Here is a 12,722-nt window from a genome sequence, read left to right on the forward strand (position 1 = left end):
GCCTCCATCAGACATGGCGCACCTCCGCCGCGTCCAGGGCGGGCGGCAGTGTCGACGTGCCCAGCAGGTCCCGCAGGGCGTCCTCGAAGGCGGCCGTGTCGGCCAGGCCGCCCAGGTGCCCGCGCGGCGAGTCGAATTCCAGATGGGTGTGCGCCACGCCCGCCGCCTGCGTCTGCGCGGCGAAATCGCGCATCTCGGCGGCGGGGAAGAACTGGTCGCCGCGCACGTTCACGCTCAGCAGCCGCGTGCCCTGCTCACGCCAGCGGCGGCACAGGTCGTCCAGCGGGGCCACCTCCAGCAGGTCGTGCGTCTGCACGGCCCGGCCGATGTCCAGCACGTGCCGCAGGTCGGCAGTCGCGGTGCGGGTGCGCAGGTAGGCGTCCACGTCCGTGTCCCGGAACAGCAGGTCCATGCCGTCCGCGCCCAGCCCGAAGAACGTGATCAGGCGCAGCGTCTCGTGCACCGCCGCGTCCGGGTCGCCCTGCGCCGCCGCGTGCAGCAGCGGGCCGAACACGCCGCGCAGCACCGGCCCCGCGACCGGGCTGCTCACGACGGCCGCCACGCGCGGCGCCAGCGCCGGGGTGCGCGCCGCCCACTGCAGGGCCTGCATCCCGCCGAAGCTGGGGCCCACCACCGCGTGCCAGTGCGGCGCGCCCAGCGCGCGCAGCAGCCCGCACTGCGCCCCGTGCAGGTCCGCCATCGTCCACGCCGGGAAGCGCGCGCCCCAGGGCCGCCCGTCCGGGTGGAGCGTGGCGGGGCCGGTCGTGACGACCTCCGGGTCGCGCACCTGCACGTTCCCCAGGCTGTTCAGGCACACCACGTAGAACCGGCCCGTGTCCAGCGCGCGGCCCGGGCCGATCAGCGCGTCCCACCAGCCGGGCGTGCCGTCGGGCTGCTCGCCAGCGGCGCGCATGGTGCCGGTGTAGTGATGACAGACCAGCACGGCGTTGTCCCGCGCGGCGTTCAGTTCACCCCAGGCCCGCCCGCCCAGGCGCAGCGGCACCGTCTGGCCCGCCACGGTCAGGTCACCTCTCAGTTCAAAGGCGCCAGGGGATTCTCCTGGCATCCACGTCCACGGACTGTCTCGCATCGCGGTTCAGGCTAGGCGCGGGGCGTCACGGGCCGGTTACACGCCCGGTCAGCGGCGGGTGTAACGCGCGTGTGACGACCCGGCCCTACACTGCGCAGCGAACATGAAAACACTCCTGATGACGGGCGTTCTGCTCGCGCTGTCTGGCGCGGGCGCAGTGAAGGTCGGCGTACTGCTTCCCCTGAGCGGGGCGGGCAGCGTGTCCGGCCAGGCCGCAAAAAACGGGTACCAGCTCGCCCTGGACGAGATCAACCGGGCGGGCGGCGTGCTCGGCAAGCCCCTGGAACTGGAATTCGCCGATGACGGCAGCGCCCCCGCCAAGGCCGTGCCGGAATTCGTGAAGCTCGTGACGGTCGAGAAGGTGGACTTCATGGCGGGCGGCGTGAGCAGCGCCACCAGCATCGCCATCAGCGGGCCCGCCAAGCAGTACAACACCTTCATGGCCTGGATCGGCGCGGCCGCCGTGCCCGTCGAGGACGCCTTCGCGGACCACCCGTACTTCTTCCACTACCACCCCTGGTCGTACTACAACTTCGAGGCGATCCTCGGGTACTTCAAGTACCTCAAGACGTACAAGAAGGCCAAGAACATCGCCATCGCGTACGAGGACGGCCCCTTCGGCAGCGCGGGCATCGACGCGACCGTGGACGCCTTCAAGAAGGCCGGGTTCACCGTCGTCATGACCGAGAAGTTCAAGACCGGCAGCGGCAACTTCGGTCCGCTGGTCAGCAAGGCCAAGGCCGCCAAGCCCGACATCCTGTACTGGGTCGGCTACGACACCGACGCCCTGCCGCTGGCGACCGAGATCAAGCAGCAGAACCTGCAGCTGGGCCTGCTGTACGGCACGCCCCCCAGCTGGCCCGTGGGCTTCGAGAAGAACAGCCTTTCGGACAACGTGGCGGGTCTGAGCCTGTGGCTGTCCACCAGCCCCACCAAGGACAGCCGCGCGTTCGTCGCCGCGTACAGGAAGAAGTACGGCACGGTCACCGACGAGTACTTCGCGCCGCTGGCGTACGTGAACCTCAAGACGCTGGCCGCCGCGATCAACCGCGCGGGCACGACCGACAAGGCCAAAGTCGCCGCCGAGATGGCCAGGACGAACGTGTCCACGCCGTTCGGGCAGCTGACCTTCAGCCCCAGTCTGAAAACCAAGTACCAGGGCTTTAAGGCCGGGAACTGGCTGCACTTCCAGTACCTCGGGGACGCGCGCGTGCCGGTCTTCCCGATCAAGTTCGCGCAGAAACCCATGGTGTACGGCAAGTAACGAGGTCACTCGCCCGGACGTCCGGGTTCTGAGCGGGGGTCGTCCTGTGTCGCCTTGGACGACTCCCGACCTGTTGGAGGAACGAGATGGACTTATTTGTGCAGACGCTGGTCAACGGCCTGCTCCAGAGTGGCCTGTACGCGCTCGTCGCGTCGGGGCTGGCGCTGGCGGTGGGCGTGGTCGGCATCGTGAATTTCGCGCACGGGGAATACCTGATGATCGGGGCGTTCCTGGCGTGGGCGGGCAGCGCCTTCCTGGGCGTGGACCCGCTCCTGAGCCTACCGGTGATCGCCGTCGCCGTGTTCGCCATCGGGGCGCTGACGTACCGCGTGAGCATCCGGCACGTGCTGCTCGCGCCGGAACTGAACCAGATGCTGCTGACCTTCGGGCTGGGCATCCTGCTCCAGAACCTCGCGCTGATGCTGCTGGGCGGCAACACCCGCACGGTCACCACGCCGTACCAGGCGAGCAGCCTGCAACTGGGTGACCTGAGCGTGGGCGGCCCGAAGGCACTGGCGTTCGGACTGGCGGCGCTGCTGCTGGGCGCGCTGTACGTGGTGCTGTACCGCACGACCCTGGGCCGCCAGATGCGCGCCGTGGCGCAGAACCGCCGGGGCGCGCAGCTGATCGGTATCAACGTGGACCGCGTGTACCTGATCGCGTTCGGCGTGAGCTGCGGCCTGGCGGCGGTGGCGGGCGTGCTGGTGAGCGTGCTGCTGTTCGCGTCCCCGACGGTGGGGCTGGTGTTCGCGCTGAAGGCCTTCGCGATCATCGTGATGGCGGGCCTGGGGAACCTGACGGGCGTGCTGTGGGCGTCGGTGCTGCTGGGCGTCAGCGAGGCGCTGGTGCAGACGTACGTGCCGGGCGGCGGCGGCTGGAGTGACGCGGTGTTCTTCCTGATGATCTTCGGGACGCTGGTGCTGCGCTCCTTCCGGGGGGCCAAATGAGCGCCCGTCAGGCCGAGGCAGGCGCACCCGTGCGTGCGAAGCCGCGCCGCGAGATCACGCCGGGCGCCGCGCTGCCCCTGCTGGGGTTCCTGCTGCTGGCGGCGCTGTTCCCGTTCCTGCCGCTGGGGAGCCGCGCGGAGTTCCTGTTGCAGATCGCGTTCTTCACGCTGGTGGCGGGCATCATGGCGCTGTCGTGGGACATCCTGGCGCGCAGCGGGCAGGTGAGCCTCGCGCACGCGGCGTTCTACGGGCTGGGCGCGTACGGGTACGCGCTGCTGCTGAAAGCGGGCCTGCCGTGGCTGCTGGCCATGCCGGTCGCGGCCCTTCTGGCGGGCGGCGTGAGCCTGATCCTGGGCGCGGTCACGATGCGCCTGAGCGGCATGTATTTCGCGATCGCCACGCTGGCGTTCACAGAGGTCGTCCGTACGATCATCCAGAACCTCCCCGAGAGCGTGGCGGGCGGCGCGACCGGCCTGCTCGTGCCCGCGCTGCTGGGCGGGAACAGCCGCGCGCAGTACTTCCTCGCGTGGGGCCTGCTGGCCTTCACGGTGCTCGTCAGTCTGGCCGTGCGCCTGACGCGGCTGCACTTCGCGTTCGCCGCGATCCGGCAGGGCGAGGAGACGGCGCGGGTGCTGGGCGTGAGCATCGTGCGCTTCAAGCTGCTGGCGTTCTTCATCAGTTCCTGCTTGGCGGCGCTGGCGGGCGTGCTGTACGCCGGGAAGACGTTCTTCATCAATCCGCTGGAGACGTTCAGCCTGGCGAACTCGATTGCGCCGCTGACCACCTCGATCTTCGGGGGGCTGTACACGACGCTGGGACCGGTGCTGGGCGCGACTGTGCTCCGCGTGGCCGAGGAACTGCTGCACAACAGCGTGAAGAACGGGTACCTCGTCGTGTACGGGCTGGTGCTGATGCTGAGCATCCTGTGGCTCCCACGCGGCCTGATGGGCCTGCGCCGCAACAAGAAACACGGAGGTGACCTGTGACGGCCACTGCAACCGGGGGCACCCTCTCCCCCGCCCCGCAGGGCGTGGAGGTGCTGCGCGCCGAGGGCCTCTCGAAGCGCTTCGGGGGTCTGAAGGCTGTGCAGGACGTGTCGTTCACGCACCATCAGGGTGAGATCCTGGCGGTGATCGGGCCGAACGGGGCGGGCAAGACGACGCTGCTGAACCTGCTGTCCGGCGTGTACCGCCCGTCGGCGGGACGGCTGCACCTGATGGGCCGCGACGTGACGGCACTGCCCATGGAGGCCCGCTGTCACGCCGGGCTGGGCCGCGCGTTCCAGATCGTGCGGCCCTTCCCGGAGATGACCGTGCACGAGAACGTCACGGTGGGCGCGCTGTTCGGGAAGCCCGGTCAGCGCCTGCCCGAGGCGCGCGAGCGGGCGTGGGCGCTGCTGGACCGCACCGGGCTGGCCGCGCACGCCGACAAGGCCGCGCACGAGCTGACGCTGCTGCAGGACAAGCGGCTGGAGGTGGCGCGCGCCCTGGCGACGAATCCCAGCGTGCTGCTGCTGGACGAGGTGATGGCGGGCCTGCGTCCCGGCGAGGCTCAGGAGGCGGTGGCTCTGGTGCGCGGCGTGCGCGAGAGCGGCGTGAGCGTCCTGTTCATCGAGCACATCATGCCGGTCGTGCGGGATCTGGCGGACCGGGTGGTCGTGATGGATCAGGGGCAGGTGCTCGCGCAGGGCACCTACCGCGAGGTGACGGCCGACCCGCGCGTGGTCAGCGCGTACCTGGGCACGGAAGAGGGACTGCACGCATGAAAAGAATTGCGGTGAGTCGGAGACGAACCCGACCGGAGGGAGAAGCAATGACGAACGGACTTCAGGAGATGGACGGACTTCCGGTGGTGTTCCGGAAGGTCGGGAATCGGATGAATCCGGTATGACCGACACACTGAATCGGACGGCCCCCGCAGCGAATGACGTGGGGCAGGAACTCAGGATCGAGGGTCTGGCCGCCGGGTACGGGAAGGTGCAGGTGCTGTGGGACGTCTCGCTGCACGCCGCGCCGGGCGAGTTCGTGGCGGTGATCGGCGCGAACGGGGCGGGCAAGACGACCACGCTGCGCGCCGTGAGTGGCGTCGTGAAGCCCAGCGCGGGCCGCATCACGCTGGGCGGCGTGGACATCACGCGGGCCGAACCGAGCCGCGTGGTGGCGCTGGGCCTGGGGCACGTCCCGGAGGGCCGCGAGCTGTTCCCGCACATGACGGTGCGCGAGAATCTGGACCTGGGCGCGGCCATGAGCGCCGCCGCCCGCGCGCGCGCCGCCGAGACGCTGGGCGAGGTGTACGCGCTGTTCCCCCGGTTGCAGGAACGCGCGGGACAGCTGGCGGGCACGCTGTCGGGTGGGGAGCAGCAGATGGTCGCGGTGGGCCGCGCGCTGATGGCCTGCCCCAGCGTGCTCGTGGTGGATGAACCCAGCCTGGGCCTGTCGCCGCTGATGACGCAGACGGTGTTCGAGGCGCTGAAGGCCGTGAACGCACAGGGCGTGACGGTCGTGCTGGTCGAGCAGAACGTGAATCTCAGCCTGAAGCTGGCGCACCGGGCGTACGTGCTGGAGAACGGGCAGGTCGTCAAGGAGGGCACGGGCGCGGCGCTGCTGGCCGACCCGGCCGTGCGCGAGGCCTACCTGGCGCTGTAGAGGTCGCGTCAGGGTGGAGGCCAGGGGGATCCACACCCCCGGGCCTCCATCCTGCTCTTCCGGGATTGCCCCGCACCAGGACGGCACTGTACGCTAGATTGCGGGACGTGACCCTTCACTGGCGGGACCTGACGTCCGCGCGGCGGACGCGGCTGCCTGCGGTGCGTGGCGCGGTGGCCCGTCCGCGCCTGCTCTCCGCGCTGGACGCCCGCGTGCTGCTGGTGACCGCACCGGCCGGGTACGGCAAGACGACGGCGCTGGCCGAAGCTGCCGCCGCGCGCCCGGGGCCGGTGGCGTGGCTGACGCTGGACAGTGACGACGCAGACCCGCTGGTCCTGGCCGCCAGCCTGTCGCTGGCGGTGCAGGCCCTGCCGGGTGGAGCGCGGCCCGGGGACGCGCTGGGCACGGGGGCGTCCCCGCGGCGGGTGGCGGGACTGGTGGCGGACGTGCTGGACGACTGCGGGGCGCTGCTGGTGCTGGACGAGGCGCAGAGCCTGTCCGGGACGCCAGGGGCGGACCTGCTCGCCGAACTGCTCGCGCCCGGCGAGGGCCGCGTGGCGCTGCTGTCGCGCACGGCGCTGGACCTGCCGGACCTGACGCGGCTGGAGGTCTCCGGGGACGCGGCGCGCCTGTCGGCGGCGGAGCTGGCGTTCACACCGGCCGAGATCGCCGCGCTGTTCGCGGCGCAGGGCCTGACCCTGTCGGGCGCGGAGATCCGCGCAGCGCACGCCGCGACCGAGGGCTGGCCGATCGCAGTGCGGTTCCTGACGCAGGCGGCGGCGCAGGGCCGCGTGACCCTGGCGGACCTCGCCGACCTGGAAGGCGGGGACGCGCCGCTGGGGACGCTGTTCACGTACCTCGCGCAGGAGGTGCTGGGACCGCTCGATCCGGCGCTGCGGGGCCTCCTGACGCGCAGCAGTGTGTTCGAGGAGCTGATCCCGGCGCTGCTGGAGGACGCGCTGAACGAGCCGCGCTCGCGGACGCTGCTGGAGACGCTGGCAGGCAGCGGCACGTTCCTGACCCGCGCCGGCGAGGACACGTACCGGGCGCATCCGCTGCTGCGCGCGCACCTGCGCGGCCTGCTGCCCCCGGCGGAGGCGCGGGAGATCGCGGGGCGCGGCGCGGCGTTCTTCGAGCGGACCGGGCGGCTGCGCCGCGCGCTGGCCGCGCACCTGCTGGCGGGGAACGTCGCGCGCGCGGCGACCCTGCTGGCCGGGCGGGGCGGCGCATGGCTGGCGCAGGGGCGGGTGACGCTGGTGGACCGCAGCCTCGCCCGGCTGCCGCGCTCGGACTGGATGCCCACCCTGCACGCCCTGGCCGGGGACGCGCTGAGGCTGGCGAGCCGTTACGACGAGGCCCGCGCCGAGTACGCCCTGGCGGAACCGCTGGAGCGCGCGCTGGGCGAGGTGCGACTTGCCCTGGACACCGTGCAGCCCGAGCAGGCCTGGAGCCCCCTGGACGCTGCGGCGGCGCTGATCGGCGAGGACCGGCAGGCCGAACTGCGCCGCCTGCGGGCCGAGAACCTGCTGAATGCCGGCCAGCTGGCCGAGGCGGTGGCACTGGAACCCGAACTGCGGGGTGGGGCGCGCTACGCGCTGCGCTCCGGGGATCTGGACGCGGCGCTGGCCCGGGCGCTGGCCCTGGCGGACGGCGAGACGGGCGGCGCGCGGGCCGCGCAGAACCACCGTGAGGGCCTGCTGCTGGCCAGTTTCCTGCACGCGGCGCGCGGCGAGGTTCAGGACGCCGGGGCGTGCGCCCGCCGGGGCCTGAGTGAGGGCGAGCGGCTGGAGAGTCCGTTCGTGCAGTCACTCGCCCTGGCGCGGCTGGGGCACGCGCAGCAGGCGGCGGGGGACTTCGCGGCGGCCCGCGAGAGTTACGACGCGGCGCTGCGGCAGGCGCAGCCGGTCACGGGGCGCCTGCGGGTCGAGCCGCTGATGGGCCTCGCGGCGCTGGCAGGCCGGGCGGGGGACGTGGACCGCGCGCAGGCCCTGACCGCCGAGGCGCGCGGGCAGACCGGCGGGGACAGTTACATGGCGGGGTTGCTGATCCTGACGTCCGCGCTGGGACTGGCGCAGGGCCCGCAGGCGGCGCAGGCCGTCCCGGGGTTGCAGGAGGCCGCCGCGCTGTTTCAGGCGTGCGGGGACGCCTTCGGGCAGGCGGCCGCGGCCCTGGCGCTGTTCGCGCTGGACGCCGGGCCCGCCGATCAGGCTGCGGGGGCGGTGGCGGCGTATCCGTTCCTGCTGGGGCTTCCCTCCCTGCTCGCGCCGGTGGCGACCCGCGCGGGCCGCGCGGCACTGCTGGCCCGGCTGGGCGAGGCGCACCCCGGCGCGCGCCCGGCGCTGACGGGAGCCGCCCGCCTCCTGGGGTACGCGGTCGTGCCGGACCCGGCCGACACCCCGGGGTTCGAGGTTCGCGTGCAGGTGCTGGGCCGCGTGGCCGTCACGCGTGAGGACGGCCGGGTACGCGAGTGGGGCCGCGCGAAGGCCCGGGACCTGCTGGCCCTGCTGGCCGTCCACCCGGCCGGCCTGCCGCGCGAGGCGGCGCAGGAGGCGCTGTTCCCCGACGCGGACCCGGGCGTGGGTGAGCGGAATTTCCGCGTGACCCTGCACGCCCTGGGGCAGGTGCTGGAGGAGGGTGCGCGCAGCGGCGTGTTCCTGGAACGCGGGGACTGGCTGCGCCTGCGGCCGGGCGCGGACCTGCACGTCGATCTGGCGGCCGCCTGGGCGCGGCTGGAGCAGGCGGCGGGCACCCCGGGCCGCCTGGACGCCCTGCTGGGGCTGCCCCCCGCGCTGGCGGACGTGGATCTGGAAGACGTGGCCCGCGAGGCCGAACGCTACGCGGCGGCCCTGCCCGAGGCGCTGGCGGCCGAGGCCGACGTGGCCCTGGCGCTGGCTCGCCCGGACCGGGCCGCGCTGGCCGCCGGGCGCGCCCTGAGCCTCGACCCGGCGCACGAACCGGCGGCGCGGGCGCTGATGCGCGCGCAGCACGCGCTGGGGCGCGGCGCGGCGGCCGGGCGGGTGTACGTGGCCCTCACGGCGGCGCTGGCGGACCTGGGCCTGAAACCCCTGCCGGAGACGCAGGTGCTCTGGCAGGCGCTGTCCGGCGCGCGGTCCTGACCGCTTCCCACGCTGACTGGCTCCCCGACGGCCGTAACCGCCGAGTGACGCCTGCGGCCTACACTCCGCGCATGACGCAGGACACCCAGAAGCAGGGCATGGAAGGCAGGGCCGCGCTCGTCACGGGCGGCACGAGCGGCATCGGGCTGGCGATCGCGCAGCGGCTCGCGCAGGACGGGCTGCGGGTGGCGGTGCTGGACCTGGACCGCCCGCAGGCGCGCGAGGTGGCGCAGGCGCACGGCCTCACGTTCATCGGGGCGGATCTGTCACGCCGGGCGGACTGCCGCCGCGCGGTGGATGAAACGGTGGCGGCGCTGGGTGGGCTGGACGTACTCGTGAACAACGCGGGCTTTCAGCACATCGACCCCATTGCCGCCTTCCCGGAGGACACCTGGGACGCGATGCTGCACGTGATGTTGACTGCGCCGTTCCTGCTGAGCAAGTACGCGTGGCCGCACCTGACGCGCTCGGGGCAGGGCCGGATCGTGAACGTGGCGAGCATTCACGGGCACGTGGCCAGCCCCTTCAAGAGTGCGTACATCAGCGCGAAGCACGGCCTGATCGGCCTGACCCGCACGGCGGCGCTGGAGGCCGGGGAGCAGGGCCTGACCGTGAACGCCATCTGCCCCGGGTACGTGCGCACGCCGCTGGTCGAGGGTCAGATTGCCGATCAGGCCCGCACGCGCGGCCTGACCGAGCAGGAGGTCGAGCAGAAGGTCATGCTGGAACCCGCCGCGATCAAGCGCCTGCTGAACCCGGAGGACATCGCCGCGCTGGCCAGCTACGTGGTCAGCCCGGCGGCGTGGGGCATGACGGGCGCGGTGCTGGACCTGGACCTGGGCTGGACCGCCCGGTAAGCGTGGGGGGCGGGGCGCCCGTTCAGGCTCTCCGAACCGTCCAGCCAAAGCGAATGGGGGACGGTTTCATCAACCATCCTCCATCACCCATCGACCTTTACCGGGGTTGGCTGCTGAGGACCATCACGTACGCGGTGCCGCGCGAACCCTGGACGACGGCGGCGCCGACGTGGGTGTAGCGGCCCTCGTTCATCCAGAAGCAGTGCACGGGGGATTGAAGCCACCAGCGGATCGCGCTTTCCGGGTTCTGGCTGCCGCCCATGAAGACGATCTCGGTGACGCTGACGGCGTTCACGCCGGTGCTGGCGGCGCGCACGCGGGGGGTGCTGCCGTTGGCGCCGGTGTGGGTGATGCGGCCGGTGGCGCTCATGTATCCGGCCTGCTGGCGGGCGGCGGCGGCCAGGGCGGGCGTGAAGGTCAGGCTGCCCGCGACGGGCCGCTGGCCGCTGCCGGGGCAGGTGACGCCCTGGGCACGCACCTGATTGAGGCGCGCGACGAGTTGACCCTCGGCGGAGGACTGGGCCGTGGCGGGAAGTCCCAGGGCCACCAGGGCCGCCAGGGCTCCCAGCGTGCGCTGGGCGGTCTGCATGAGCATCGTGAACCGATCTTAACCTGAACAGCAGATGAAGGAGATGGGAAAATCGGCATCGGCTCTCATGCACGGCCTGGGCTGTCGTCCTTCGAAAGGGTGAGGGGGCCACGAGCTGCCGCCCTGGCCCCCTCACCCTCCGGTTTCCTGTGGTTCTTACAGCAGGCCGCTGCGGCGCAGCAGGGCGTCCGCGTCGGGGTCGCGGCCCATGAACTCGCGGTACAGCTCGGCGGGGTCGGCGCTGTTGCCGCGGCTCAGGACGCTGTCCACGAAGGCGCGGCCCGTCTCGCGGTTGAAGATGCCTTCCTGCGCGAAGCGGCTAAACGCGTCGGCGTCGAGCACCTCGGCCCACTTGTAGCTGTAGTACCCGGCGCCGTAGCCGACGGGGCTGCTGAACAGGTGGTTGAACGCGGCGATCATCGCGTAGTGCTCGGGCAGCGGGGTGGGGTTGAAGGTGGCCATCAGGTCACGGGCGTACGTGACGTGGTCGGCGTCGCCTTCAGGGTCGAATTCGACGTGCAGGCTCAGGTCGGTCAGGCCGAAGGAGTACTGGCGCATGGCGGCGTTCGCGGCGCGGTAGTTGCGCGCGGCGATCATGCGGTCGAACAGCTCCTGGGGGATGGTCTCGCCGGTCTGGTAGTGGCGGGCGAACAGGTCGAGCGCGCCGCGTTCCATGACCCAGTTCTCCATGATCTGGCTGGGCAGTTCCACGAAGTCCCACGGAACGCTGGTGCCGCTCAGGCTGCGGACCTCCACGCGGCTCAGGGCGTGGTGCAGCAGGTGCCCGAACTCGTGGAAGACGGTCTCGACTTCACGGATGGACAGCAGGGCGGGGGTGTCGCCGTCGGGGGGGGTCATGTTGCCGCACATCAGGCCCAGGTGCGGCTCAACGCCGTGCTCGCGGGGGCCGCCGGTGATGAAGGCGTTCATCCAGGCCCCGGCGCGTTTGCTGTCGCGGGGGAACCAGTCGGTGTAGAAGCTCGCGACGTGCGTGCCAGCCTCGTCGTGGATGGTGTAGTAGCGCACCTCGGGGTGCCAGCCGGGGGCCTCGCTCTGGGCGACGGTGATGCCGAACACGTGGCGGGTGATCTCGAACAGGCCCGCCAGGACGCCGTCCATGGGGAAGTAGGGGCGCAGGGCTTCCTCGTCGAAGTCGTACTTGGCCTGCCGCTGCTTCTCGGCCCAGTACGAGACGTCCCAGGCGTCCAGTTCGGGGGCTTCGGCGCCGACCTGCTCGCGGTGGAAGGCACGCAGTTCGTCGTTCTCGCGTTCGAAGGCGGGGCGGGTGCGGGCGTCCAGATCGCGTTCGAAGGCCAGGGCGCGCGTGCCGCTGCCCGCCATGCGGTCTTGCAGCACGTAGTCGGCGAAGTCCCTGAAGCCCAGGAGCTGGGCCTTCTCGCGGCGGAGCTTGAGAATCTCGCGGATCAGGGGGCGGTTGTCGCGGCCCTCCTGCTGGCCCACGCGGCTGTTCGCGAGCCACAGGTCGCGGCGCAGCTCGCGGTCGTCGGCGTACGTCAGGACGGGCACGAGGACCGGGGCGTGCAGGGTCAGGCGGTGCCCGCCTTGGCCCTTGCTCTCCGCGTCGCGGCGGGTGGCGTCCTGCACGCGCTGCGGCACGCCCACCAGCCGTTCGGTGGGGACGTACATTTCGAAGGCGGCCGTCTCATCCAGGACGTTCTTGCTGAACTGGCTGGTCACCTCGGCGAGGCGGGTGTTCAGGGCCAGCAGGCGCGCCTGCTCCTCGCCCTGCAGGTCGGCGCCCTCGCGGCGGAACTCGTCGATGGTGAGTTTCAGGTGCCGGGCGCGCACGGGGTCGAGCGCGGCGGCCTCGGGCGTGGCGGCGAAGGCCTTCAGCGCCGCCCACAGGCCAGGGTGCAGGCTGAGTTTGGTGTAGAACTCGCTGGTCTTGGGCAGGATCGCCATCTTCGCGGCGTGCCATTCGGGGCTGCTGTTCACGCTGTCGAGATGGTGCACGATGGTGTTCACCGTGTCCAGCTGCTCGGTCAGGGTGTCCAGGTCCGCCATGAAGTTGGCAAAGCCGCGCTCGCCGCTGCGGGCAAGGTCCTCGAGTTTCGCCTGCGTCTGCGCCAGGAGGGTGTCCACGGCGGCCTCGGCGTGCTCGGGGCGGATCTGGTCGAAGGGGATGCGGAAGCCGACGTTCAGCAGCGGGTTGCTGACGCCGGTCGCCTCAGGTTGGGTTGCAGTCATCACCCC

General features: G+C 71.9%; 10 protein-coding genes. 7 read left to right on the top strand and 3 right to left on the bottom strand.

The features are described 5' to 3' along the window. Positions 1-7: 7 nt before the first annotated feature. Complete coding sequence (locus SY84_RS03540) at positions 8-1,090, bottom strand: alpha/beta fold hydrolase (protein ID WP_046842854.1); 1,083 nt, start codon at positions 1,088-1,090, stop codon at positions 8-10. Positions 1,091-1,193: 103 nt separating this feature from the next. On the opposite strand from SY84_RS03540, the gene SY84_RS03545 reads away from it, so the two are divergent. From SY84_RS03545 to SY84_RS03575, 7 genes are all read left to right on the top strand, one after another. Next, positions 1,194-2,354 carry an ABC transporter substrate-binding protein gene (locus SY84_RS03545; RefSeq protein ID WP_046842855.1) on the top strand — a complete coding sequence of 387 codons (1,161 nt, stop codon included), beginning with the start codon at positions 1,194-1,196 and terminating at the stop codon, positions 2,352-2,354. Between the two features lie 86 nt (positions 2,355-2,440). Continuing rightward, positions 2,441-3,301 carry a branched-chain amino acid ABC transporter permease gene (locus SY84_RS03550; RefSeq protein ID WP_046842856.1) on the top strand — a complete coding sequence of 287 codons (861 nt, stop codon included), beginning with the start codon at positions 2,441-2,443 and terminating at the stop codon, positions 3,299-3,301. Further along, entirely contained in the window at positions 3,298-4,287 is a 990-nt protein-coding gene (locus SY84_RS03555; RefSeq protein ID WP_081424496.1) for a branched-chain amino acid ABC transporter permease, read from the top strand. Before SY84_RS03550 ends, SY84_RS03555 begins: the two co-directional genes overlap by 4 nt. Beyond that, positions 4,284-5,066 carry an ABC transporter ATP-binding protein gene (locus tag SY84_RS03560; protein ID WP_245621399.1) on the top strand — a complete coding sequence of 261 codons (783 nt, stop codon included), beginning with the start codon at positions 4,284-4,286 and terminating at the stop codon, positions 5,064-5,066. Before SY84_RS03555 ends, SY84_RS03560 begins: the two co-directional genes overlap by 4 nt. Positions 5,067-5,187: 121 nt before the next feature. Further along, complete coding sequence (locus tag SY84_RS03565; RefSeq protein ID WP_046842857.1) at positions 5,188-5,946, top strand: ABC transporter ATP-binding protein; 759 nt, start codon at positions 5,188-5,190, stop codon at positions 5,944-5,946. Positions 5,947-6,053: 107 nt separating this feature from the next. After that, positions 6,054-9,062: a BTAD domain-containing putative transcriptional regulator gene (locus tag SY84_RS03570; protein WP_157882880.1), complete on the top strand. Its 3,009-nt coding sequence runs from the start codon at positions 6,054-6,056 to the stop codon at positions 9,060-9,062. Between the two features lie 71 nt (positions 9,063-9,133). Beyond that, positions 9,134-9,919, top strand: coding sequence for a 3-hydroxybutyrate dehydrogenase (locus SY84_RS03575; protein WP_046842858.1), 786 nt, complete (start codon positions 9,134-9,136; stop codon positions 9,917-9,919). A 97-nt stretch (positions 9,920-10,016) separates the two neighbouring features. Here SY84_RS03575 and SY84_RS03580 read toward each other — a convergent pair whose 3' ends face one another. After that, positions 10,017-10,508 (bottom strand): CAP domain-containing protein, encoded by a 492-nt coding sequence (locus SY84_RS03580; RefSeq protein ID WP_046844909.1) that lies wholly within the window; start codon positions 10,506-10,508, stop codon positions 10,017-10,019. A gap of 156 nt (positions 10,509-10,664) precedes the next feature. After that, entirely contained in the window at positions 10,665-12,716 is a 2,052-nt protein-coding gene (locus SY84_RS03585) for a M3 family metallopeptidase (RefSeq protein WP_046842859.1), read from the bottom strand. Positions 12,717-12,722 lie beyond the last annotated feature (6 nt).

Source organism: Deinococcus soli (ex Cha et al. 2016), assembly GCF_001007995.1.
GTDB lineage: Bacteria > Deinococcota > Deinococci > Deinococcales > Deinococcaceae > Deinococcus > Deinococcus soli.

Bases quoted from the DNA above. Each gene is read 5' to 3' on its own strand.
- SY84_RS03555 (WP_081424496.1), top strand. From the start codon at position 3,298: ATGAGCGCCCGTCAGGCCGAGGCAGGCGCACCCGTGCGTGCGAAGCCG.
- SY84_RS03585 (WP_046842859.1), bottom strand. From the start codon at position 12,716: ATGACTGCAACCCAACCTGAGGCGACCGGCGTCAGCAACCCGCTGCTG.
- SY84_RS03575 (WP_046842858.1), top strand. From the start codon at position 9,134: ATGACGCAGGACACCCAGAAGCAGGGCATGGAAGGCAGGGCCGCGCTC.
- SY84_RS03565 (WP_046842857.1), top strand. From the start codon at position 5,188: ATGACCGACACACTGAATCGGACGGCCCCCGCAGCGAATGACGTGGGG.
- SY84_RS03545 (WP_046842855.1), top strand. From the start codon at position 1,194: ATGAAAACACTCCTGATGACGGGCGTTCTGCTCGCGCTGTCTGGCGCG.
- SY84_RS03540 (WP_046842854.1), bottom strand. From the start codon at position 1,090: ATGCGAGACAGTCCGTGGACGTGGATGCCAGGAGAATCCCCTGGCGCC.
- SY84_RS03550 (WP_046842856.1), top strand. From the start codon at position 2,441: ATGGACTTATTTGTGCAGACGCTGGTCAACGGCCTGCTCCAGAGTGGC.
- SY84_RS03580 (WP_046844909.1), bottom strand. From the start codon at position 10,508: ATGCAGACCGCCCAGCGCACGCTGGGAGCCCTGGCGGCCCTGGTGGCC.